This window comes from [Haemophilus] ducreyi (assembly GCF_900109315.1).
Taxonomy (GTDB): Bacteria; Pseudomonadota; Gammaproteobacteria; order Enterobacterales; family Pasteurellaceae; genus Haemophilus_B; species Haemophilus_B ducreyi.
This window is the reverse complement of record NZ_FOJC01000001.1, coordinates 162,205-187,205: the sequence shown is the minus strand read 5'-3', so window position 1 is coordinate 187,205 and position 25,001 is coordinate 162,205. Positions and strand designations below refer to the sequence as shown.

Sequence of the window (25,001 nt, the reverse complement as noted above, 5' to 3'; positions counted from 1 at the left end):
CACTTATCGTAGTTTCCGTGCCATTATAAGTAAAACTTATTTAGCTTGCTTTTCTTTATAGTCAGCAATTGCTGCTTTAATTGCATCTTCTGCAAGAATTGAACAGTGTACTTTCACTGGGGGTAATTCAAGCTCTTCTGCAATATCACTATTCTTAATCGCACCGGCTTCGTCCAATGATTTTCCTTTTACCCATTCGGTAATCAGTGAGCTAGAAGCAATTGCTGAACCACAGCCATAGGCTTTAAAACGTGCATCTTCAATAATGCCATCGTCATTGACTTTAATTTGTAACCGTAAAATATCACCACAGGCTGGTGCACCTACCATTCCAGTTCCAACATCAGTAGCTTCTTTATCAAAGGTGCCAACATTACGAGGGTTCTCATAATGGTCTATTACTTTATCGCTATACGCCATATTTTATTTCCCTTAATTAAACGTTGAGTCACGTTAATTTATTTAAATTAATGGTGATTCCACTCAATTTTGCTTAAATCAATACCTTCTTTAAACATTTCCCATAATGGAGAAAGCTCTCGAAGCTTTAAAATCGATTTCTTCACTAATTCAATGGTGTAATCAATTTCTTCTTCTGTTGTCCAACGACCTAATGAAAAACGAATTGAGCTATGGGCTAATTCATCATTACGGCCAATTGCACGTAATACATAAGATGGCTCTAAACTTGCTGAGGTACAAGCTGACCCCGAAGATACCGCAATATCTCTTAACGCCATCATTAACGATTCTCCCTCAACAAAGTTAAAACTCATATTTAAATTAGTATCAACCCGCTTACCTTCTTCCATTGAACCATTCACGTACACTTCTTCAATTGCTTGAAAGCCGTGATATAAACGATCGCGCAAGGCTTTTAAACGTGGCATCTCTGTTGCCATTTCTTCTTTGGCAATGCGATAGGCTTCCCCCATACCAACAATTTGATGTACTGGTAAGGTGCCAGAACGCATACCACGCTCATGGCCGCCACCGTGAATAATGGCTTCAATCCTAATCCGCGGTTTACGACACACATATAAACCACCAATACCTTTTGGCCCATATAATTTATGGCTAGAAAAAGACATTAAATCCACTTTTAGTTCTTGTACATTGACCGCTAATTTGCCAACTGACTGTGTAGCATCTACGTGAAAAATAATTTTACGTGCACGACAAATCTCACCAATCGCTTTAATATCTTGCACTACACCAATTTCATTATTTACATGCATAATTGAAATTAAAATCGTATCTGGACGGATCGCCTCAACTAATTTAGTTAAATCTAACAAACCATCTGACTCAGGCTCTAAGTAAGTCACCTCAAACCCTTCGCGTTCTAATTGACGGCAAGTATCTAGCACAGCTTTATGTTCAGTCTTAAGCGTGATGATATGTTTACCTTTCGTTTGATAAAAGTGTGCCGCGCCTTTAATGGCTAAATTGTCAGACTCAGTTGCACCTGAGGTAAACACAATTTCACGCGAGTCGGCACCGATTAAATCAGTAATATGATTACGGGCGATATCAACCGCTTCTTCAGCTTCCCAACCAAATTTATGAGAACGTGAAGCAGGATTACCAAAGATGCCCTCTTTAGTCATATATTGCATCATTTTTTGCACAACCCGTTCATCCATCGGTGTTGTTGCAGCGTAATCCAAATAAATTGGTAATTTCATTGTTACTCCTGAAAACAAGCAACCAAGCGGTTACTTTTTATAAAAAATTGCCGTTAGTGTTTATACGAATGATCGTAGCAATGCGCTTTATTACAATCGTGTCCAGCATGTTCTTCAGCTAATTCGGCTAAAGTAATGGTGTTTAAAAATACACCTATTTGATCTTCTAATCGTTCCCACAAATGATGAGTTACACATTGTGAATTTTTACTGCAATTGCCATTGCCTTTACATTTTGTGACATCTAAACTTTCATTTACCGCCGAAATAACCATTCCCACACTGATTTCTGCTGGCGATTTACCTAACTGATAACCGCCACCTGGCCCGCGCACACTATGCACGATGCCCTCACGGCGTAATTGCGCAAATAACTGTTCTAAATAAGATAATGAAATAGCTTGACGTTCTGAAATATCGGCAAGACTTACCGGTAAAGATTTTCCGTGTAACGCGATATCTAAAATAGCAGTAACTGCATAACGCCCTCTTGACGTTAATTTCATAACAAGTTCCTTACGTTAGGGAATAATTACTTTAGTGAGTGAATTTTGATATACCCGACTATTTTAGTCAAGCATTTTACACTTATTCAATTGAAAGGTTTTATAAAATAGATGAGATAAAAATTAAACAATACGATATTAGTTTAATGCTAAAAAGTAGTTAATTATAAATGATTTTAGAACGCGTTAAAACAATAACAAACGATAACCATTATGCAAAAATAGGATTTTTTGTCTGTTTTTTTAAAATACCGATAAATAAGCGATTTAATTTATTGACTGAAACAAACATTGACTGGTCTGAACTCTAACTTGTTGACACTAATTGCCTTGCTTGTAAAGTGTTGCAGTCGTAGAATTCTGCGCTTTAAATACATTAAGCAAATAAATACCCTATTTTATTTTTGCTTTATTAAGGATACTCTAATGAATCGTACATTTAATAAAACCCTGTTAGCTTGTTTAATTACTGTTAGCGGAACTAATTCGCAAGCAGCTTCTTTCCAATTAGCTGAAATTTCAACTTCTGGTTTAGGTATGGCTTATGCTGGTAACGCTGCGGTAGCAGATAATGCTTCGGTCGTTGCAACTAACCCAGCATTAATGACAGAATTCAAACGCCCACAAATTTCAGTTGGTGGTATTTTAGTGGACGCGAATGTAGATGTGTCAGGTAAAATCAATGGTTCAATTGATGCGTCTCACAAAGATATTATTCCGAATGCAATAGTGCCTAATATTTACTTTGTTACGCCTATTAATTCACAATTTAGTTTAGGCGGTGGTTTAAACGTTAATTACGGCTTGAAATCACAATATAACGATAAATTTAATGGGGGAATGTTCGGTGGTAGCACTAAACTAACCGCATTAAACTTTAATTTAAGCGGTGCTTATAATTTAGGTAATGGCATTAGCTTGGGCTTAGGCTTAAATGCTATCCATTCAGATGCAGAAATTAACCGCTATTTAGGTGCGGGCAAACAAATCCTTATAGAGGCAGGCAAGGAAGCACAAGCACAAAATATCATACCAAGCCTATCTGAAAACACTAGTATTGCTCATATTAAAGGCAAAAAATGGAGCTTAGGTTGGAATGTTGGTCTTGCTTATCAACTGGATGAAAATCACCGTTGGGGTGTAGCATATCATGCACCGGTAGATGTAAAATTTAGCGGTCAATATTCTAATCAGTTACCGGAAGCCTTGAATCCGCTTTTACAAGCGCACTCTTCCCTCAAATTACCAATTAGCCAAGCCACTGGCGGTAAAGCAATTCCAGGAAATTTAACCCTTAATTTGCCCGCTTATTGGGAATTATCTGGCTTCCATAAACTCACCGATCAATTAGCAATGCAATATAGCTATAAATACACTGGATGGAAACGCTTAAAAAGTTTAGACGCTTATGCTAATGACGGTACATTATTATTCCAAAAAATTGAAAACTTTAGCAATTCTTCACGTTATGCGATCGGTTTTTCTTATGATGTGGCTCAAGATTTAACCTTGCGCACTGGTTTTGCTTACGATAAAAATGCTAGTGTAAAACATCCTTCGATCTCAATTCCAGATACAACACGTACTTGGTATTCAATCGGTGCAACTTATCGCTTTACACCGAACGTGTCTTTTGATGTTGGTTTAGCACATTTACGCGGTAAAAAGAACCAATTTACTGAAGGCACACTTGTTAAAGGTGCATTTGAAGTTGCCGCAAGAGCCAATCTTTACGGCTTGAGTATAAGTTATGGTTTTTAATCTTAACTAACTAAGTTAGACTAGGCGTGTTTTATAACACGCCTTTTTATTATCCGTATCAATATGAATAAAAACATTTATTATCAATACTATACTTCACCTGTTGGACAACTATTATTAATTGCGAATCAACAAGGTCTAATTGGTATTGAATTTGAACAAGAGCAACTCACTCGCCAAACAGTAGAATGGCAACCTATCAGTAGTAATGATCCTATGTATGCCGTTTTCGGTAAAACATGTGATCTTTTAGACCGCTATTTTGCCGGTGAAGCGGTCTCTTTTTCGCAACTTGATTTCTTAGCACCGCAAGGCACGGCTTTTCAACAGGCCGTTTGGCAAGCATTACACCATATTCCATATGGAAAAACAACAAGCTATGGTGAAATTGCAGTACGTTTGGGAAAACCAAAAGCAATGCGGGCGGTTGGCGGTGCCGTGGGACGTAATCCAATCTCAATTTTGGTGCCTTGTCATCGTGTATTGGGTAAAAATAATAGTTTGACCGGCTTTGGAGGAGGGCTAGCGGCTAAACGTTATTTACTGACGTTAGAAGAGGTTAAATTTAAGGATAAAGGCACTGAGTTTGTCAATCCAAAGCAAAAGAAATGGTGTCCGTAAAACAACAGTGCGATCTATACAATCAAAAATAATCAGTTAAAGTTAACCGCTTTTTATAAACGAATGAATATTTAATTAGCAAAATAATTCGTCCATTTTTGTTATTAAGGTCAAGCTAGGTTTATCGAAAAATACTCCGCTATTGGCTGTACCATTCATACCACGTAAGAACAGATACACCGCGCCACCAAAATCGCGTTCATAGTCATAGTGTTCAGCTAAGCGTGATATTAAGTAACGATGCACAGCTAAACTATAAAGTAGATATTGTAAATCGTAGCGATATTGTCCGATTGTTTTCACCAAATTTTGTTGGCTATAATCTTGTGCTGAAGAACCTAAGAAATTCGATTTATAATCAATCACATAAAATTTACCATTTACTTTCGCTAAGCAGTCAACTGAACCGCGTACATACCCAGCTAATTGTGGTAACTGTAACTCAGGTAAATCTTTAGAAATTGAACCATATTTTTGCAATAACTCATTTAATTCTTTCAAGGCGTGTTCGTTAGTTAGCCGTAAATAAAAGCCCCATTCATTCAAACGTTGATCGCAACCAATATCTTGCAAAGCAATTTGTTGTTCAGCAAAAGGCGTGGCAAATACTCGTGTAAACCATTGTTGCAATACAGTTTGCCATTGTTCTTCGATATTCAGTTGCTCACAAATAGTCGCTACTTGGGCTAATTCAACCGCTTGCTGAAAATCCGCTTTTTCAAAAAAGTAATGTAAAATCGTCCCAACTTTCGCACTGTGTGGAAAGTTATACACTGAATACGCTTGTTTTGCTTCAGAAATTGGTTCAAGCATGAGATCTGATGATAATAATTGTTGACTATCATAATCTGCTGTATCAATTAAAACATTTCTAGCAGGATATTGCTTTTCATAACCTGCTTGGTGGTAATGATGTAACACAGTAAAACTCGTAATTTGCCCTTCTTTGCGAATAATAGCATCAAATGTACGTACTATTGGATCAGTTTGGCTAGCGACGGTTGGCCGCCAGTCATCGACTAACGCTTTTTCATCTAACTTGATGTAATCACCAAATTGCTTGTTGTCTAAGTAATCCACTGTGGTCTTCGGATTAAATTGCTTATTTAAAAATAGTTCTCCATCACTCAATAAATAATGGACCGCATTCCAATTTTCTGTAAACTGTTGTGGTAAAATCACGTTCAGTTGTGATTCTGCTCGCGTTAATGCGACGTATAATAACCGTAAGTCTTCCGCATGCTCTCCTTTTTCAAGCAACGTTTTAGTTTGTTCATCTGCATGACCAAATAGCCAACACTCTTGATTAGTTGCGTCTCGATAAAGTTTAAGATTTTTATCTTTTTTACGATTATAACCACGCTCTTCACCGATAAAAGGCAACCAAACTATTGGATATTGCAACCCCTTAGCTTTGTGAATAGTGACAATTTGTACTAGCTGATTTTCACTTTCTAAGCGTAATTGATGCGCTTCATTTTTGTTATCATCGGCTAATTGATGTTCATACCAACGCACTAACGCTGATTCATTTTCCAAACTCGACATTGCATTTTGTAACAGTTCGGCTAAATGTAATAAATCAGTTAAATTACGATCGCTTGTTTGCGGATTAGCATAAAGCCGTTTAATCAAACCTTCGCGCAAAAATAGTTGATGCAACATTGGTAGAATACCTTGCCGTTGCCAAATGTGTTGATAATCAACAAAACGCTCAACTAAATTATCCCACGCGATTTCGTTATGTTTAAGTTGATAAATTTCTGTTGCAGAAAGTCCCCATAAACTTGAACCCACAACGGTTAATAATGTTGATTGTTGATAAGGATTTAGACAAGCATATAGTAACCATAATAGATCTTGTGCAATATCTGATTGATAAACACTGCGATCTTCTGACAAATACACTGAACGGATACCACAATTTGCTAATGCTTGTTTAACATAATTTGCCTCTTTTTTATTGCGAACCAAAATGGCTATATCTTTTGCTTGGAATGGCTGAATAGCGGGGTTATCTGTAAATTTTAAACCAAATTTGCCCGCTTCCATCTGTTTTAACTGTTGTTGAATTTGATAAGCACAATGTTCTGCTGCACGTTGAAAGTCAAACTTTGGCTGTAAATAGAAAATGCAATGTGCTAGTCCCTTTAATTCAGTATCCGTTTCTTTAGCTATGGCTTGTTGAAAACCAATTTCATCATATAGAAAGGGCGAATGTGGTGATTCTGGCGGAAAAGAAAACAAGCGATTAGTAGCTTGAACAATGCTCGGCAACGATCGCCAATTTTTAGGCAAAGTTCGTTTTTCTTGCACTTCATTGGCTGCATTTAAATAGGTAAAAATATCAGCGCCACGGAATTGATAAATAGACTGCTTAGGATCACCGATCATGATAAAACCACGGTTGGTTTGCTCTCCTTGCATAAAAATTTTGCTAAAAATTTCGTATTGCTGTTTATCCGTGTCTTGAAATTCATCAATCATCGCAAAAGGATATTGGCAACGAACTTTGGCCGCTAATTGATCGCCGTTATCGCTTTTTAACGCTTGATTCAGCAAAGTTAACATATCATTAAAACTTTTTTCACTATGCGTTATTTTATAATCTGCCAGTTTAGCCCGTAGCCTCACTAAAAATTGATAAAGCAAGAATGGCTTTTTTTTATCCGCATATTTTTGTTGATAAATATTTAACCATTGTTGATTTTGCTGAAAATGCGGATGTGATAGGGTCGTTACTGATCCCTCTTGCGCTTTACTTGCGATAAAATCTTGACAAAAGCGCTCGAAATTTTTTGGTAAAGTAAGATCCATTGAATTAGCCCAATTATCAAGCTCTGATTGATATGTTGCAAGATAACGAAGTTGATAAGAGGTACGATTTAAAGCTTTTTTCTCCCCTGTTTTATATATTTTTTTTAATTCCGCATTAATAATAGTAACCATTTCGTTACTATTTATTTGCCAATACTGTTTGATTTGCTGTAAAAAATTTTTATATTCAATTAGATAATGAGTAGATAGCTCTGGCGTAAATATTCTTTTTTGTTCGGCAGATAACGCCGGCAATTCAATCCCAATAAATGATTGAACCATTTTAAGTGCTTTTAATGGTTCTTCTAATTCGCTATGAATGAGCTCGCATTCTTGCAAACTGAGCGGGTAAAATTGCTCTCGCCACATCTCTTCACTTAACTGCTGTAATAAATGGCTTTCATCTGTCTGCCAATCATTATCAAATCGAATCCCAGAATCAAACGCAAACTGCGATAATATTTTTTGGCAGAAACTATGAATAGTGAAAATACTGGCTAAATCAATTTCTCGTTCTGCAATACGTAACCGTAATTTTGCTTCATCTAAATTATCAACCTTCTCATAAAGCTGACCATAGAAATTATCTTTATTTTGATCAATTTGGTCAGGATCATAATCACAAAAAAATTCTCGACAGGCTTTAATATTACGACGAATACGATCACGCAATTCTTCGGTTGCCGCTTTGGTAAAAGTAACCACTAAAATTTCTTCTACCGTTAACGGTTGACAACCAATGCCCAACAATAAACGTAAATATAAATTTGCCATTGTGAACGTTTTGCCTGTTCCTGCAGAGGCTTCAATCAGTGAGGTACCATTTAATGGCAATGCTAATGGATCAAGATTGTTCATAATGATTTACTGTTTAAGATAATTTAAAGTTAACGAAAGATCACCTTAGCCACTATTTAATCCGTTCTAATTTAGCAATTAATGTGGCTGCTGGAATTTTTTGAATTTTGCGAATTTGGTAAATTAATAGACCGCTTGCTAAACTTAAACTGACACAGAAAATCAACCAGAAACCCGCGGCTGCCATTGGTTGAACAATCCAATCTGTTCTCGCTAAAACATAACCAAATGGAATACCTATTCCCCAATAACAAAATACGGTGACATATAAAACAGGCTTAGTATGTTTGTAACCACGTAAGATTCCATTTGCCACGACCTGTAAAGAATCGGGAATTTGATATACTGCGGCAAAAAGTAATAAATGCGAGGCGATTGCAATGGACACAGGATCACGAGTAAAGGCTAATGGAATGATATTATTGAATAAAACAATTAAAATAGCCGCTATCACTGCAAATATCACGCCCGTAATCAAGGCGTGATAACTAATAATTTTAGCTTCTTCAACTAATTTTTGTCCTAATACTCTACCTAGCACAATCGTCGTAGCAATACCAAAAGATAATGGCACCATAAATAACATTGAACTCGTTTGCAATGCTGTTTGATGGCTCGCCACCACTTGTGAACCTAATGGTGAAAGGAATAAGGCAGATGTAGAAAAAAGCATCACTTCAGTAAAAGTCGCAAAACCAATAGGTAGCCCTAATTTGCAAATTTTGAGCAAAGTCTTACCGCTTGGCATTTCAAACCATTTGTTAAATAAGCCAATGTCTTTTTGTGGTTTATTCGTATAGCAATAATGAAACATCATCAAAAACATCGACCAATTAACAATCGCGGTCGCAACGCCACACCCCACGGCGCCCATTTCTGGCACACCAAATTTACCAAAAATAAAAATATAATTGAGTGGAATGTTACACAATAAACCAATAAAAGTAATGCGCATAGCCGGTTTGGGATTCGCTAAACCATCGTTCATACAACGTAAGTTTACGGTTAATAAAGCGGGTACTATTCCAATCGCCATAATGGCTAAATAATCTTGCGATTTTTGAGCAAATACCGCGGGTGTATTCATATAATCTAAAATCCAATGACTATTTAGAAACACCACAATCAATGGAATTACAAATGCCTAAACTAACCAAAAGCCTTGTCGAATTTGGTGAGCAATTAAATTTCGTTGATTAGCGCCATTTAAATAAGAAACCGTGGGGGTTATGGCATTTAATACACCGAGCACAAATAAAAAAAGTGGAAAATAAATAGAATTACTCACCGCTATGGCAGACACATCATCATCACTGACTAAACCAGCCATTACAATATCAGCAAGCCCCATTCCAGATGCTGATAACTGGGAAATAAAGATAGGAACTGTTAGTTTGAATAACTTACTTGCATTCTCTGGATATTTTTGCCATTGCAGATTCATAATTGCCTTTTTCAAATCGAGTAACTTATTGCATTATACGGAGAAAGCGGGCTAATTTGGAAAAAATTTGCAAAATATTTCTTTATTACAAGCAGTAAAAAACCCTCAGAAATCACTTTCTGAGGGTTTTGTGCTTTAAGCGGTTATTTAGCGGCTTTTAATTCTTGATAATACTTTTCGTATAATTCAATTGCATCACCTACATCATCTTGCCATTGAGATTTTTGTAGATCTTCTGCCGTTGGATAAATTGCAGGATCTTGCGTAATTTCTTTTGGTAACACTTTTAATGCTTCTATATTTGAAGTTGGATAACCAATAGCTAACGTCAATTTTTCTGCGACTGGTGCACTTAATAAGTAGTTAATTAATTTATGTGCATTCTCTTTATTTTTTGAGTTAGCAGGGATCGCTAAAGTATCAACCCAAAGGACTGGGCCTTCTTTTGGAAAGACCATATCAATTGGTGCTTGTTCTTTCTTAGCAATACGAACTGAACCATTCCATAATTGGCCGACCGAAACTTCACCTGAAATAAAAGCATTAGCTGGATTATCTGAATTGAATGACAATACATTTGGACGTAATTTTTTCAACTCTTCATATGCTTCTTTAATTTCCGCAGGATCAGTCGTATTCGGGTTTTTACCTAATTTTAACAACGCAATATTAAACACTTCACGCGCATCATCTAACAATTGCACCTTGTTAACAAATTCTGCCTTCCATAAATCCGCCCAAGCAGTAAAGTGTTCGCCTTGATAATCTGCCGTATTAAACGCTATACCTGGCGCACCTAATAATTGTGGTAATGAATATTTATTCCCTTGATCGTATGATTTATTTAACCAATCTGGATTTAAATCTTTAATAACAGGTAATTGACTATGATCTAATTCGGATAGCATACCTTCTTTTGCCATTTTAGAAACAAAGTAATTTGACGGCGCAATTACATCATAACCACCATCTTTACCTTGTAATTTTAACTTAGCATACATTGTTTCATTAGACTCAAGGCTAGAAACCTCCACTTTAATACCGGTTTGTTTTGTAAACTCATCTAACAAACCTTCTGGCACATATTCGGTCCAAGTATAAAGGTGAACTGTTTGATTCGCAGCATTAGTTACTTTGCTATCAGCTGTTTTGTCGTTTTCATTACACGCTGTTAATGCAACGGTTACTAAACTTGCTGCAAATAAACCCGCTAATTTTTTCATTTAGGTTTTCTCCGTTAAAGAAAAGATGATTAAAAAATATAGCCTTGCCTAAAGGCCTAAAAAGCAAGGCAAATTTTAAGCCACTCCTTATATTTTGCAAGCCTTTTCTAGCCAAAATAAAAAACTTTACTGATTATTTTTTAATAATCTGATAAGCATCACTATTTTAACCTTGAAATCACAAAATCTGTCGCCATATTAATGGCGATTCTTCATTAATAATTAATAATTAATAAATTGAAACCAAGAGGATTAATATGACCACTGAAAAAGAAACAGCCACACCCGCAGATGTAGAAGTAGCAAGCCAAGAAGAACAAATCGACCAAACTACAGAAGCACAAGTTGAAGAGCCATCAATTGAGGCTGAACTTGCCGGTTGTTATGCAAAAATTCACGAACTAGAAACCTATATTGCTGAAGCGGATAAACGCGAACAAGATATTCAACTTCGAGCGCAAGCAGAAATTCAAAATATCCGTCGCCGTACCGAACAAGATATAGAAAAAGCGCATAAATTTGCTTTAGAAAAATTTGCGAAAGAACTATTAACAGTAGTAGATAATTTAGAGCGTGGCTTAGTGGCATTAGATACGGCTGTTACAGATGAAAAAACGCAAGCGTTAGTTGATGGTGTTGAAATGACACATAAAGAATTCGTTTCAACATTGGCTAAATTTGGTATTGAAGCAATAGGTGAAATTGGTGATGTGTTTAACCCTGAATTGCATCAAGCTATTTCAATGCAACCGGCTGAAAATATCGAAGCTAATCATCTAAGCCAAGTATTACAAAAAGGCTACACTTTACAAGGTCGTGTTATTCGGCCCGCAATGGTAATGGTAGCCGCATAATTATTTTTTATCTTATAAAAACACACAAAGACTATTTTGTGTGTTTTTTGTGCCTATTTGCCAAAAACTGACGTAAAATAACCGCTTGTTTTGTTAATCTTGGTTATCACAATGTCCTTACAATTCAATCCTATCGGCCTTTTCTTAGTCGCGCTAATTTTATTAGGTGTATTAGGCAATAATAATTCCATTACTATCTCCGCCACTCTATTGTTATTAATGCAACAAACAGCATTAAATAAATATATTCCTATGCTTGAAAAATATGGATTAACTATTGGCATCATTATTCTAACGATCGGTGTATTAAGCCCGATCGTATCAGGAAAAATTAACTTACCGAATCTCAGCGAAATATTAAGTTGGAAGATGGCGCTAGCAATTAGCATTGGCATACTGGTTGCTTGGTTAGGCGGACAAGGCATCAATTTAATGGCCACTCAACCATTAATCATTACAGGCTTATTGATCGGCACAATTATCGGCATTGCCTTTTTTGGTGGAATACCAGTTGGGCCATTGATCGCCGCAGGCATTATGTCGTTACTAGTTGGCAAATTGTAACCGCCAACGTCAAATGAACATTTTATATTATAAACTCACTTAATTCTTTGAATAGCTATGTATTACCCACATCGAATGAAACGTCACCTGCAAAAAAATCGCGTAAATCAACCGCTTGATGCTATGCAAAAAGCATTGTTGGCACAATTAACCGATATCTCTAATTTAGATTATTACCGTTTACGTAGCCGTATTCATAGCCTGTCTAATATAAAAAAAACTGAGCTCAAACAAGCCACTACACACGAAATAGCACAACAACTACAAACGGCAAAAAACCATTTTTCAGTACGACAAGCACAACATCAACAGCTGAAAATAGATTACCCCGATTTACCGGTTTCTGCCCGGCGTGCAGAAATTTTAAAAGTGATTGCCGAACATCAAGTGGTTATCATCGCCGGTGAAACAGGTTCAGGTAAAACGACCCAATTACCCAAAATGTGTTTAGCGCTTGGACGTGGTGTAAAAGGGATGATAGGCCATACACAACCACGCCGTATCGCCGCACGTTCGGTCGCAACACGCATTGCGGAAGAATTACAATGTGAGCTAAGTTCAACCGTCGGCTACAAAGTTCGCTTTAATGATCAAATAAGCAACAATACATTAGTCAAACTAATGACAGACGGTATTTTATTGGCTGAAATTCAACATGATCGTTATCTTAATCAATACGACACCCTCATTATCGACGAAGCCCACGAACGTAGTTTAAATAACGATTTTATCCTAGGCTATCTCAAACAAATTCTAGCCAAGCGGCCAGATTTAAAAGTAATCATCACTTCGGCAACTATTGATGTTGCACGCTTTGCAAAACATTTCAATAATGCCCCCATCATTGAAGTTTCTGGTCGCACCTTTCCTGTTGAAGTTCGTTATCGCCCCGTTATTGAACAAGAAGATCAAGACCAGCTACAAGCTATTTTAAATGCAGTAGATGAATTACAAGCTGAAGGACGCGGTAACATTCTGATTTTTATGAATGGTGAACGAGAAATTCGCGATACCGCTGAAGCGCTCACTAAACAACAACTCCATTTAACAGAAATTTTACCGCTTTACGCACGATTATCTGCTGAAGAACAGCAACGCATTTTCCGTTCAAGTAACTTAAATCGAATTATTTTAGCAACTAATGTTGCTGAAACATCATTAACTATTCCCAACATTAAATATGTAATTGACACCGGTACCGCACGCATTTCTCGTTATAGTTATCGCACAAAAGTACAACGTTTGCCAATAGAACCCATTTCACAATCCTCCGCGAATCAGCGTAAAGGTCGTTGTGGACGAACATCAGAAGGCATCTGTATTCGACTGTATTCCGAAGAAGATTTCAACACACGTGCTGAATTTACTGATCCTGAAATTCTACGGACCAACTTAGCTTCTGTCATTTTACAAATGGCGGCTCTAGGTTTAAGCGATATCACAGCTTTTCCATTTATTGACGCACCAGATAGCAAACAAATTCAAGATGGCATTCGCCTCTTAGAAGAATTACAAGCGATTAAAAAAAACGTCAACAAAACAGCAGAACAGCAACTCACTACCACAAAAACACCAACAAAGCCACACCGTTTAACCAATATTGGGCGTCAACTAGCTAAGCTGCCGATTGACCCAAGGCTTGGGCGAATGGTATTAGCTGCAGCCGAAAATGGCAGTTTACACGAAGTGATGATGATCGTTTCCGCACTTTCTATTCAAGATCCACGCGAACGACCACAAGAAAAACAACAAGCAGCGGATGAAAAACATCGCCGTTTTGCCGATAACGATTCGGACTTTTTAGCCTTTGTCAATTTATGGCATTACCTTCAACAACAGCAAAAAACCCTCAGTAAAAATCAGTTCCGCAAGCAATGCCAAAAAGATTACTTAAATTATTTGCGAATACGTGAATGGCAAGATATCTATCATCAATTACGCTTAACCGTACGTGAAATGGGGCTCCCCATCAATAGCACTGAAGCCACCTATACACAAATTCATACCGCGTTACTTACCGGTTTACTGTCGCATATTGGTGTGAAAGAAAATGAAAAAATGCATTACCTAGGCGCACGTAATGCCCAATTTTTTGTGTTCCCTACCTCTTCGCTTTTCAAAAAACAACCCAAATGGATCATTGCTAGTGAATTAGTTGAAACCACTAAACTTTGGGCAAGAACAGTGGCAAAAATCAACGCTGAATGGATTGAACCGCTTGCTAAACATCTAGTAAAAAGTAGTTATAACGAACCACATTGGTCCAAAACAAAAGGTGCCGTCATTGCATACGAAAAAGTCACGCTGTATGGCATTCCGATTGTTCTAAATCGCGTGGTTAATTATGGTAATATTGATCCCTCACTCAGTCGCGAAATTTTCATTCGATCTGCGTTAGTTGAGGGAGAATGGCACAATAATTACGCTTTTTTCAAACAAAACAACCGCTTGATCAAAGAAATAGAAAATTTAGAAAATAAGTCTCGGCGCCGTGATATCTTGGTCGATGAACAAGTATTATTTGAGTTTTACGATCAACGTATCGGAACCGACGTTGTTTCTAGCCGCCATTTCGATAGTTGGTGGAAAAAAGCATCTCAACAGAATGCTGAATTACTCAATTTTGAAAAATCATTTCTCATCAATCAAGGTGCCAATAAAGTCAGCGAGTTAGATTTCCCTAATTTTTGGCATCAAGGTAGCTTAAAATTAAAATTGACTTATCAATTTGAGATCGGACGTGACCATGATGGCGTTACCGTACATATCCCCTTACCATTACTCAATCAAGTAGAGCCTGAAGGCTTTGATTGGCAAATTCCTGGTTTACGTCACGAATTAGTAATCAGTTTAATTAAATCTCTGCCTAAAGCGATCCGGTGCAATTTTGTGCCCGCACCTAATTACGCTGAAGCATTTTTAAATAGAGCGGAGCCATTTGCAAAACCATTGTTAACTAGCCTCAGCGATGAGTTACGCAAAATGACCGGCGTTACTGTAGATTCTACACTTTGGGATTTAAACCAACTAGCCTCCCATTTAACAATGACTTTCCGTGTAGTGGATGAAAAAGGTAAAAAAATTAAAGAAAGTGCTAATCTAGATGAATTAAAATTTGAGCTCAAAGATCAAATACAACATACCCTTTCTCATATTGCGGATGAAGGTATTGAACAAAGCGGCGCTCACGTTTGGCGATTTGCTGAACTATCGCCTTATTATGAACAACAAAAACCGCATTTTAGCGTAAAAGCCTATCCTGCTATTGTCGATGAACAAACCTCTGTGGGGATCAAACTATTTGAAACAGAATTTGAACAAGCACAAGCTATGCAAGCTGGACTACGCCGATTATTACTACTCAATGTCCCCTCACCAATCAAATATTTACACGAAAAATTACCCAATAAAGCAAAATTAGGCTTATATTTTGCCCCATTTGGTAAAGTGTTAGCATTAATTGATGATTGCATTGCTTGTGCTGTAGATAAATTAATTGATGAATTTGGTGGTTTTGTCTGGACGGAAGAACAATTCAACGCATTACACGAGTTCGTTCGAACCCACTTAAACGATACCACGGTAGATATTGCCCAACAAGTTGAAAAAGTCCTAACGCTTGCTTTTGAGCTCAATAAACAAATGAAACGTAAAATGGATTTCACCATGGCCTTTGCTTTATCCGATATTAAAGCACAACTAGCGGGCTTAATTTATCCTAATTTTGTGGTTAAAACAGGTTACCAAAAATTAAGTGATTTATACCGCTATTTGAATGCAATTAACAAACGTCTAGACAAATTAGGCACTGACACCAACAGTGACCGCGCCAAAATTCTACGTATTGAACAAGTACAAAAAGCCTATCAACAATTGTTAGCGAAATTGCCAAAATCCAAAGCCGTGCCGGATGAAATCTTAGCCATACGCTATATGATTGAAGAATTACGCGTCAGCTTGTTTGCTCAACAACTAGGCACTAAATACCCTATTTCAGATAAACGAATTTTAAATATAATTGCGGAACTGAAATAAATAGGCAGATTAAAGAAGGCACTGTTGATTCACAAAACAAGTGCCTTTTCCCTCTTACATCTCTCACTTTCACACAACTAACGGTAATTGCCAATTAATGGTAGCAATGCCCTTACTTTGTAAGTATGCATTCGCTTTAGAAAAATGCTGACAACCGAAAAAGCCTCGATGAGCAGACAATGGCGATGGATGTGGCGCCGTTAAAACACAATGGCGTGATCGATTAATAAATTGCCCCTTCTTCTGCGCATGACTTCCCCACAATAAAAAGACTAGGTTTTCTCGATGATCATTCAATTGCGCAATCACTTTATCCGTGAATATTTCCCACCCCAAGGTAGCGTGAGAATGCGCCATTCCTTGTTGAACAGTCAACACTGTGTTGAGTAATAACACCCCTTGTTTTGCCCAATCGATTAAATAGCCATGGCTAGGAACCTGAAAACCGGCAATATCTTGGGCTAATTCTTTATATATATTCACTAATGATGGAGGCGGTACAACAGACGGCTTCACAGAAAACGCTAAGCCATGCGCTTGATTAGGACCGTGATAAGGATCTTGGCCTAAAATGACAACCTTAACTGCCTTAAAGTCAGTCAATGCAAAAGCACTAAAAACCTCATTTTGCGGTGGATAAATAATTTTACCACTCGCACGTGCTTGATATACTTGTTGCAAAAGCTGTTGAAAATATGGCTGTACTTTTTCTTCACCAATCGCTTCGGTCCAACTATTCATAATTTATCTCACTATTCACTTGTAAAACGGGCTTAACCTTGCCATTTAGTTTATTTATTAAACAAAAAATGACTTTTTACCACCAAAAATCAACTTTTAGTAGAAGTTTTAAAAAAAAATGATAAAATCCAATTCATCAAATAAATTTCAATTTATCAAAAATTTTTATAAAAATTATTAAACTACTATAGGAATCTTAAAAATGATCAAAGGTATACAAATTACAGAATCTTCTAACAACAACTTAGTTAACTCTTTCTGGTTATTAGACGAAGAGAAAAATGAAGCTCGTTGTATCGCAGCTAAAGGCGATGTTTATCAAGAAAATCAAGTTATTGCAATCAACGAATTAGGTCAAATTGCTTACCGTGAAATACCGGTTAATATCGCACCAACTATTAAAGTTGAAGGTGGTCAGCACTTAAATGTGAACGTATTACGTCGTGAAACATTAGAAGATGCTATAAAAAACCCAGAAAAATACCCACAATTAACAATCCGTGTATCTGGTTATGCAGTTCGATTTAATTCCCTCACACCAGAACAACAACGTGATGTGATTACTCGTACTTTCACAGAAAGCTTATAATAGCAGTTTTATCATCAATTTCTTTCAAAAGCATCTATTAGAGATGCTTTTTTATTGTCTGAAAGATGCAATTAATTTTGCAAAATAGATCGTTTACCCAACAACATAACTCATCAGCCCACTAAAAATACTGTATATTTTTACAAAAAAGCGACTAAACCAATTGACACTGTTTTTTTAATCAGTAAAATAGCCTGTATAAATAACCATATTAAAAAGGATATCAAAATGGCTTCAATCCGCTCACTCACGCGCGAACTACCTTATCAACCGATCCGAATGTATCGCGATCTCAATACTGAACGTTCAATTAAATTAGATCTAAATTCACTTTGTATCAAACGACCGACTGAAACATTCTTCATTCAAGTCAAAAATCCACACTTAATTGCTTGGGGAATTGAATTAGATGATCTATTAATAGTCGAGCAAACTTATTCATACTTAATCAACGATCTACTGGTGATCGAAAAGAATAATGAATATAAGTTTTACCAATTTTTCAACGAAATGGAAAACAAAACAGGGCAAAAAGAAAAGATCCTATTTTCGTTAGATGTCAGTGAACCTAATTTACACATTCAAGATTGGCAAAGCATTAAAATTGCCGGCGTGATTACTAATGTAGTGCATCAAATGCGACATCGCACTGCGCCTAAATCAAATAGAAAATATATTGCTTAACCTCACTAAAAATAGACCGCTAAACCATACCCATTAACGACTAATTTAATCTTTTCGGCTAACTATACGTAAACTTCTCATTAAGCGAATTTATTTAGCCGATAAATCGCGTAAAAACAGGATTTCTTCCGCCCAAATTTCTGGTTGAATCGTTTCCAAAATCAATGGGATATGGTCAAATTGATGATGTTGCATTATATATTCAAACACTACCGTACCAATGGTACCATCCCTTAAACAATGATGCCGATCAACTCGGCTACCTAGTGCCGTTTTCGAACCATTTAAATGCATACCACGCAAGAAAGCATAACCAACAATTTGATCAAAATCGGCAAAGGTTTTCTCACACGCCTGCCAAGAACTAATATCATACCCGGCAGAAAATAGGTGGCAAGTATCTAAACATACGCCTACTCGGCTTTTATCTTCAATTTGTTCAATAATTTCCGCTAAATGTTCAAAACGATAGCCCAGATTCGATCCTTGCCCTGCTGTATTTTCAATCACTGCGACCACATTAGGCACCTTTTTGATCGCAATATTAATTGATTCTGCAATATAAGCTAAACAATCTCGCTCAGAGATCTTATTCAAATGCGATCCCGGATGAAAATTTAATAATTTTAAGCCTAATTGATTGACCCGTTGCATTTCATCAATAAATGCTGTCACTGATTTTTGGCGATTCTCTAATTCAGGATGACCAAGATTAATTAAATAACTATCGTGCGGTAAAATCTGATCAGCCGTAAATTGATGTACTTGGCAAAAACGTTTAAATTTTTCGATCGTTTCTGCTTTTAATGTAGCCGCCTGCCATTGTCGCTGATTTTTAGTAAATAATGCAAAAGCATTGCCACCAATTTCTACGGCACGTAATACCGCATTTTCAACACCGCCCTCTGCGCTAACGTGAGCGCCAATATATTTCATTTAGTTATCCTCTGTTATACTATGTGCTTTTATCTATCTATTTCTAACAAGCTATGACACAAACAACCATTAACGATTTCTCTTTACTCTGCCGTTTATTTGGTAATTTATTTTATCGCTCACCGGCTGATCCTATTCTAACAAACACATTCTCTTGGCTAGCGCAAGCAGGATTACGCCAACAATGGGCACTGACTGTTAGATTCACAGAGCAATTTTGCCTTAAGCATTTTAGAAAAAAATGCTAAACCTAGTCGATTAATTACCAGCTATCAAGCACTTTTTGGTGAAAACGGAACCATTCCGACCGATTTTGCTGCCTATGATATCTCTATCGATGAATTTATCGCTTTTCGCCAAGCCAGAGATATGCCTAAACTCGATCAACCAAATCATATTGTATTACTGCTATTAACGGCGTCTTGGCTTGAAGATAACGCAACATCAACGCTAGCACAGCAACAATTATTTGAACAATTTTTATTACCTTGTTTGAGTAAATTCTTAGGTAAAGTTGAAGCCCACGACCCACTATTTTATAAAGCCTTAGCCCAATTAACACGTGATGCGCTAGCAGCAATGGCAGATGAACTTGAAGAAGAATTATAAAACAATGTATAGATTGCAACTTATTGGCAATTTATCAGCCTAAATTTTGCTATATAGTAAAATTTAAGGAACGCAAATTATGAAATTAAACAAATTAGTGGTCGGATTATCGTTATTTATTACCGCTTGTAACAGTAACCCTGCTAAACAAGCTGAACAACAAGCCAAAAAAATCAAACAACAACAGGCTCTTTCTATTGAATTAGCTAGACAATGTGATCATGAAACTGCGGAATTAATGCAACAAATATATAATTCAAACGTAGGAATGACTGAAGCAGAAAAACACACGCTCAATCAACGTTATCAACAAAAAATAAGCGATCCGCTCTTTGAAAGCTGTAATAAATTAGCTTGGGAAAATCATAAACACCAAATGGAATTACAAGAAATAAGACGCCGTTATGATATAGAATATCCAACATTTTTCTCAAAACCTTTTGGCTATCATTGTTGGTAGAGATAAAACGGACATTGATCATGTCCGTCTTATTTAATAATGATTAGTAGTTACTACTAAAAAAGGTTCACGATTTAAAAATAGGCAATTTCCTGCTTAGTTAAATGCCGGAATGTGCCCTCTTGTAAAGTTTCATCTAAGATAATTTCACCAATTTGCCAACGATGTAAGGCTTGCACTTTATTGCCTAACGCCGCAAACATTCGTTTGACTTGATGATAACGCCCCTCACAAATCGTCAAATTAACATTATAATCATCAATTATTTCCATTGCCGCAGGCAAACAAGGATCGCGTTCACCGCGTAATAATATCCCTTTGGCTAATTTTAGCGCGTAATCCTGCTCAACCGGATCAGCTAAGGTCACCAAATAGCTTTTCTCACAATGGTATTTGGGTGAAGTAATGCGGTGTGACCATTGCCCATCATCAGTCAATAATACTAAACCGGTTGTATCAACATCTAACCGCCCTGCCGTGTGTAAACGCGCCATTAATCGATAATCAAAGAACTGAAAAACTGTTGGGTATTCACTATCATCATTCGAACAAATATAGCCTTGTGGTTTATACAACATAAAATATTGACCGCTTTCTAACCAAGTCAAACGATTACCTTCGTAACACACTTCATCCGCTGATGTAATCTTCATTGCACCACTTTTAACCACCTGACCATTCACGGTAATTAAACTACTTTTTAACGCTTTATTGGCTAAAGAACGCGTTAAGCCAATATTTTCAGCAATAAACTTATCTAAACGCATAGCTTCTCTTGATATAAGATAAAGGAAACAAACTATATAAAGCCGTTAAATACACGGCTAACTTTTGGCAAAAAATCATAAAAAAGACCGCTTAACATCACCAAATTATAACACAAGCTCAGTAATAAACGGGCTATTTAAATCTGCAATAGGTAAATTTGAATTGGGCCATTGACGCAATATTTGCGTCTTCATTAAATTCAAGGTATCCAAACCTGGCATAGTGCAAGGTGTATATTGCTGCGCAAAACGAGCTAATTGCGTTAAACCCAAGCTTGATTCTAGACTTGAACTTATAACCGCGATCAAACCTTGTTGATGCGCTTGTTCAATTAACCCAATACATTTTTGTAACGAACCAACTAAAGTTGGTTTAATTACAATAGCGGCTAAATTTGGCTCTTTCTTTACCACAAAATCTGCCTCACAAACGGTTTCGTCCCAAGCAATTGCAATACCACTCTGTTGTGCAAATTGCCGTGATAATTCTGGAGTCTGGCAAGGTTCTTCAATAAACTGAATCTGTGCTTTATGTTGATCTGCAATTTTTTCCGCAAATTTTAATGCCTTTTCTAGGCTCCAACTACGATTAGCATCTAAGCGTAAATGTAATTCAGGTAATGCTTCTAGCAACATATTTGCCATTAAACCATCTCGATTTGCTTCATAAAGTCCGACTTTCATTTTGCCTGTTTTTTCGCCGCTCATCATCGTTAATGAAGAATAGAGTTCATCAGGATCACCATAACACAATAGTGCCGCCCGATAATTCGCTTGTTGAATCAATTGATCCCCCAATTCTGCCAAAGCACAACTGACGCCAAATGCAACTGAAGGCGCATAACTAGTTAAATCCGGCAAGTCACCTTCACCCCAATGTACAAGCCAATCACGGATCTGTTGTTCAGCTTCAACCAACGTTTCGTGACTAAATTCTGGTAATGGTGCAATTTCTCCCCATCCTACTCGTTGATTATCTTGTAACTGGATCAATAATCCATCACGCTGTTTTAAGCGACGATTACGCAAAATAGTCCCTGTTTCAACTGGGATCACATAACGATAAAGTTTAGCACTCCGCATTGTCTTTCCTTATATCTGCCAAAATAGCCATAAATTCTACCGCTTATTGATAATAAACTCAGGCAAAATTTGCTTTCAAGTAGCAAAAAATTACACTTTTCGCTACAATAGCGGTCAATTTCCCCGGTTTTTTTCAAGAGATTTAAGATGTCGAATAAAAGAAAAATGTTGGTTACTTGTGCATTACCCTATGCCAATGGCGCCATTCACTTAGGCCATATGTTAGAACATATACAAGCAGATATTTGGGTTCGTTTTCAACGGATGAGAGGCCACCAAGTTTATTTTGTCTGTGCAGATGATGCCCATGGCACCCCCATTATGCTAAATGCTGCCAAACAAGGCATCACCCCAGAACAACTCATTGCCAAAGCCAAAGCCGATCATATAGCCGATTTTCAAGGTTTTAACATTAGCTTCGATAATTATCATTCTACACACAGTGAAGAAAATCGAAACATTACCACCGCAATGTATAAAACATTACGGGATAAAGGCCTCATTAAAACGCGTGTCATTTCGCAACTATTCGATCCAGAAAAACAGATGTTTTTACCTGATCGCTTTGTGAAAGGCACCTGCCCAAAATGCCAAGCTGAAGATCAATATGGTGATAACTGTGAAGTCTGTGCGTCTACATATAGTCCTATGGATTTAATTAACCCACATTCTGTTGTATCCGGTGCTACGCCTATTGTCAAACAATCTGAACATTTCTTTTTTGACTTACCCAACTTTGAAGCAATGTTAAAAACTTGGACGCATTCAGGTTCATTACAACCTCAAATTGCTAATAAAATGCAAGAATGGTTTGAAAGTGGCTTACAACAATGGGATATCAGCCGTGATGCGCCTTATTTTGGCTTCCCGATTCCAGACACTGAAAATAAATTCTTCTATGTATGGTTAGACGCACCAATCGGTTATATGGCTTCATTCAAAAATCTGTGTGATCGAACCGGTTTAAATTATGAAAAATTTTGGCAAAAAGAAAGTAAAACTGAACTTTATCACTTTATCGGCAAAGATATCGTCTACTTCCATAGTTTATTTTGGCCTGCTATGCTAGAAGGCTGTGATCAGCGTAAACCAACCAATATATTTGCACATGGCTATGTCACCGTTGATGGTGTCAAAATGTCAAAATCACGTGGTACTTTTATTCAAGCAAGCACTTACTTAAAACATATTGATCCAGAATGTTTACGTTATTACTACGCCGCCAAACTAAATAAACGGATTGAAGATTTAGATCTAAATCTTGACGATTTTGTACAACGTGTTAACAGTGATATTGTTAATAAATTAGTCAATCTTGCCTCACGTAATGCAAGTTTTATTACGAAACGTTTTGCCGGCAACTTAGCAGATAAATTAGAAGATGAAGCCCTCTTTGCAGAATTTGTAGCACAAGCTAGCAACATCGCCGATCATTATGAAGCAAGAGAATACAATAAAGCTATTCGCTTAATTATGGATTTATGTGATAAAGCCAATAAATATGTTGATGATAAAGCACCGTGGGTAATCGCTAAACAAGCAGATCGTGAAGCTGAATTGCATGCAGTTTGCTCAATGGGCATTGAATTATTCCGTATTTTAATCAGCTATTTAAAACCCGTTTTACCACAATTAGCAACACGTGCAGAAGCATTTTTACAAACTGAACTACGTTGGGATAACATTGCTAGTCCATTACTAAATCAAAACGTTGCACCCTTTAAATCTCTCTTCTCGCGCTTAGAGAAAAAACAAATTGATAGCGTGATTGAAGAAACTAAAGCACTATTCTCAACGCAACCTAAAACAGAACAACCACAAGTAGCATCAACAATGAACGATAATCAACAACAAAATATTGAACCCATCGCAGCAGAAATCAGCATTGATGATTTTGCCAAACTAGATTTACGTGTTGCCAAAGTAATCCAATGTGAAGCTGTACCAGAATCAAATAAACTATTAAAATTCCAATTAGATTTAGGAGATCACCAACGGCAAGTTCTCTCCGGCATTAAAGCGGCTTATAGCAAACCGGAAGAATTAAATGGTCGCTTTGTAATTATGGTTGCCAACTTAGCACCACGTAAAATGAAATTTGGTCTATCCGAAGGAATGATTCTATCGGCAGGAACGGGGGGCTCAGACTTGTTCTTACTTTCAGGCGACTGTGGCATTCGCCCAGGCATGCAAGTAAAATAATCAAGTCTGGCCCATTACTGGCAAATCTTTAACAAAGACGAGCCTAATATCAAGCAACAAGGAGATAAAATGCTTCAACAAACACTTTGTTTAATTAAACCTGATGCGACACAACGTAATCTCATCGGAAAAATTATTAGCTATTTAGAAAATGCAGGCCTTAAAATCAAAGCCATCAAAAAATTGCAATTAACACAAGCACAAGCGGAAAAATTTTACCTTGAACATCAAGATAAACCGTTTTTTGCATCATTAGTTGAATTTATGATCTCAGCACCAATTGTCGCAATAGTATTAGAAGGCGAAAATGCCATTGCACATTACCGTGAATTAATGGGCGCGACTAACCCAGAACAACGAGAAGCGGGCACAATTCGTGCGCTTTATGCAATCAGTAATCAAGAAAATTCTGTACACGGCTCAGACTCAGAAACTTCGGCCAAACGTGAAATAGATTACTTCTTTAGCAAAGAGGAAATTTGTTAGACAACAACCACGTTAACTCGCGATGAGTGAATATTCAACAATATAAAAATGCAAGGCCATAAAAACGTGATTT

The 25,001-nt window shown here is 37.0% G+C and carries 19 protein-coding genes and 2 pseudogenes; 11 read left to right on the top strand and 10 right to left on the bottom strand.

From position 1 onward, the window contains the following. Nucleotides 1-36 precede the first annotated feature (36 nt). From iscU to BMX01_RS00890, 3 genes are read right to left on the bottom strand one after another with little or no spacing between them, the layout of a single operon-like run. A complete protein-coding gene (gene iscU, locus BMX01_RS00900; protein ID WP_010944998.1) occupies nucleotides 37-420 on the bottom strand; it encodes a Fe-S cluster assembly scaffold IscU in 384 nt (127 codons plus the stop codon). A gap of 47 nt (nucleotides 421-467) precedes the next feature. Next, on the bottom strand, nucleotides 468-1,688 hold the full coding sequence (locus tag BMX01_RS00895) for an IscS subfamily cysteine desulfurase (RefSeq protein ID WP_074647590.1): 1,221 nt from the start codon (nucleotides 1,686-1,688) through the stop codon (nucleotides 468-470). A 53-nt stretch (nucleotides 1,689-1,741) separates the two neighbouring features. Continuing rightward, nucleotides 1,742-2,194, bottom strand: a complete 453-nt coding sequence (locus BMX01_RS00890; protein WP_074647587.1) for an Rrf2 family transcriptional regulator — start codon at nucleotides 2,192-2,194, stop codon at nucleotides 1,742-1,744. Between the two features lie 426 nt (nucleotides 2,195-2,620). Between BMX01_RS00890 and BMX01_RS00885 the strand changes: the two genes are divergently transcribed. Then, complete coding sequence (locus tag BMX01_RS00885) at nucleotides 2,621-3,955, top strand: porin (RefSeq protein WP_064081974.1); 1,335 nt, start codon at nucleotides 2,621-2,623, stop codon at nucleotides 3,953-3,955. A gap of 63 nt (nucleotides 3,956-4,018) precedes the next feature. Continuing rightward, nucleotides 4,019-4,576, top strand: coding sequence for a methylated-DNA--[protein]-cysteine S-methyltransferase (locus tag BMX01_RS00880; RefSeq protein ID WP_064081975.1), 558 nt, complete (start codon nucleotides 4,019-4,021; stop codon nucleotides 4,574-4,576). 75 nt (nucleotides 4,577-4,651) lie between these two features. Here the strand turns inward: BMX01_RS00880 and recB are convergent, their stop codons facing one another. The 3 genes and pseudogenes from recB to BMX01_RS00865 form a co-directional block, all read right to left on the bottom strand. Beyond that, a complete protein-coding gene (recB, locus tag BMX01_RS00875) occupies nucleotides 4,652-8,251 on the bottom strand; it encodes an exodeoxyribonuclease V subunit beta (protein WP_064081976.1) in 3,600 nt (1,199 codons plus the stop codon). Between the two features lie 52 nt (nucleotides 8,252-8,303). After that, nucleotides 8,304-9,695, bottom strand: a pseudogene (locus tag BMX01_RS00870) (MATE family efflux transporter). 143 nt (nucleotides 9,696-9,838) lie between these two features. Then, nucleotides 9,839-10,918: an extracellular solute-binding protein gene (locus BMX01_RS00865; protein ID WP_064081977.1), complete on the bottom strand. Its 1,080-nt coding sequence runs from the start codon at nucleotides 10,916-10,918 to the stop codon at nucleotides 9,839-9,841. 257 nt (nucleotides 10,919-11,175) lie between these two features. On the opposite strand from BMX01_RS00865, the gene grpE reads away from it, so the two are divergent. From grpE to hrpA, 3 genes are all read left to right on the top strand, one after another. Further along, the gene (gene grpE / locus BMX01_RS00860; protein WP_010944989.1) at nucleotides 11,176-11,772 is read left to right on the top strand and encodes a nucleotide exchange factor GrpE; all 597 of its coding nucleotides are present in this window, start codon (nucleotides 11,176-11,178) and stop codon (nucleotides 11,770-11,772) included. A gap of 111 nt (nucleotides 11,773-11,883) precedes the next feature. Next, nucleotides 11,884-12,336: a DUF441 domain-containing protein gene (locus tag BMX01_RS00855; RefSeq protein ID WP_064081978.1), complete on the top strand. Its 453-nt coding sequence runs from the start codon at nucleotides 11,884-11,886 to the stop codon at nucleotides 12,334-12,336. A 75-nt stretch (nucleotides 12,337-12,411) separates the two neighbouring features. Further along, entirely contained in the window at nucleotides 12,412-16,371 is a 3,960-nt protein-coding gene (gene hrpA / locus BMX01_RS00850; protein ID WP_074647606.1) for an ATP-dependent RNA helicase HrpA, read from the top strand. 69 nt (nucleotides 16,372-16,440) lie between these two features. Here hrpA and ung read toward each other — a convergent pair whose 3' ends face one another. Beyond that, entirely contained in the window at nucleotides 16,441-17,112 is a 672-nt protein-coding gene (ung, locus tag BMX01_RS00845) for a uracil-DNA glycosylase (protein WP_064081980.1), read from the bottom strand. Between the two features lie 202 nt (nucleotides 17,113-17,314). On the opposite strand from ung, the gene grcA reads away from it, so the two are divergent. Next, nucleotides 17,315-17,701: an autonomous glycyl radical cofactor GrcA gene (grcA, locus tag BMX01_RS00840; protein WP_064081981.1), complete on the top strand. Its 387-nt coding sequence runs from the start codon at nucleotides 17,315-17,317 to the stop codon at nucleotides 17,699-17,701. Nucleotides 17,702-17,929: 228 nt separating this feature from the next. Continuing rightward, nucleotides 17,930-18,385: a LexA family protein gene (locus BMX01_RS00835; protein ID WP_064081982.1), complete on the top strand. Its 456-nt coding sequence runs from the start codon at nucleotides 17,930-17,932 to the stop codon at nucleotides 18,383-18,385. A 90-nt stretch (nucleotides 18,386-18,475) separates the two neighbouring features. Here the strand turns inward: BMX01_RS00835 and nfo are convergent, their stop codons facing one another. Further along, nucleotides 18,476-19,321: a deoxyribonuclease IV gene (nfo, locus tag BMX01_RS00830; RefSeq protein WP_064081983.1), complete on the bottom strand. Its 846-nt coding sequence runs from the start codon at nucleotides 19,319-19,321 to the stop codon at nucleotides 18,476-18,478. 53 nt (nucleotides 19,322-19,374) lie between these two features. Here nfo and BMX01_RS00825 point away from each other — a divergent pair. Beyond that, a pseudogene (locus BMX01_RS00825) lies at nucleotides 19,375-19,930 on the top strand (TorD/DmsD family molecular chaperone). A gap of 79 nt (nucleotides 19,931-20,009) precedes the next feature. Next, on the top strand, nucleotides 20,010-20,390 hold the full coding sequence (locus tag BMX01_RS00820; protein ID WP_064081984.1) for a hypothetical protein: 381 nt from the start codon (nucleotides 20,010-20,012) through the stop codon (nucleotides 20,388-20,390). A 74-nt stretch (nucleotides 20,391-20,464) separates the two neighbouring features. On the opposite strand, the gene rsuA is transcribed toward BMX01_RS00820, so the two are convergent. Both rsuA and menC read right to left on the bottom strand, forming a co-directional pair. Then, nucleotides 20,465-21,157 (bottom strand): 16S rRNA pseudouridine(516) synthase RsuA, encoded by a 693-nt coding sequence (rsuA, locus tag BMX01_RS00815; protein ID WP_064081985.1) that lies wholly within the window; start codon nucleotides 21,155-21,157, stop codon nucleotides 20,465-20,467. Between the two features lie 105 nt (nucleotides 21,158-21,262). Continuing rightward, entirely contained in the window at nucleotides 21,263-22,240 is a 978-nt protein-coding gene (gene menC, locus BMX01_RS00810) for an o-succinylbenzoate synthase (protein ID WP_064081986.1), read from the bottom strand. A 147-nt stretch (nucleotides 22,241-22,387) separates the two neighbouring features. Between menC and metG the strand changes: the two genes are divergently transcribed. Both metG and ndk read left to right on the top strand, forming a co-directional pair. Then, entirely contained in the window at nucleotides 22,388-24,442 is a 2,055-nt protein-coding gene (metG, locus tag BMX01_RS00805; protein WP_064081987.1) for a methionine--tRNA ligase, read from the top strand. 69 nt (nucleotides 24,443-24,511) lie between these two features. Beyond that, nucleotides 24,512-24,928: a nucleoside-diphosphate kinase gene (gene ndk, locus BMX01_RS00800; RefSeq protein ID WP_064081988.1), complete on the top strand. Its 417-nt coding sequence runs from the start codon at nucleotides 24,512-24,514 to the stop codon at nucleotides 24,926-24,928. The last annotated feature ends 73 nt before the right edge of the window (nucleotides 24,929-25,001 follow it).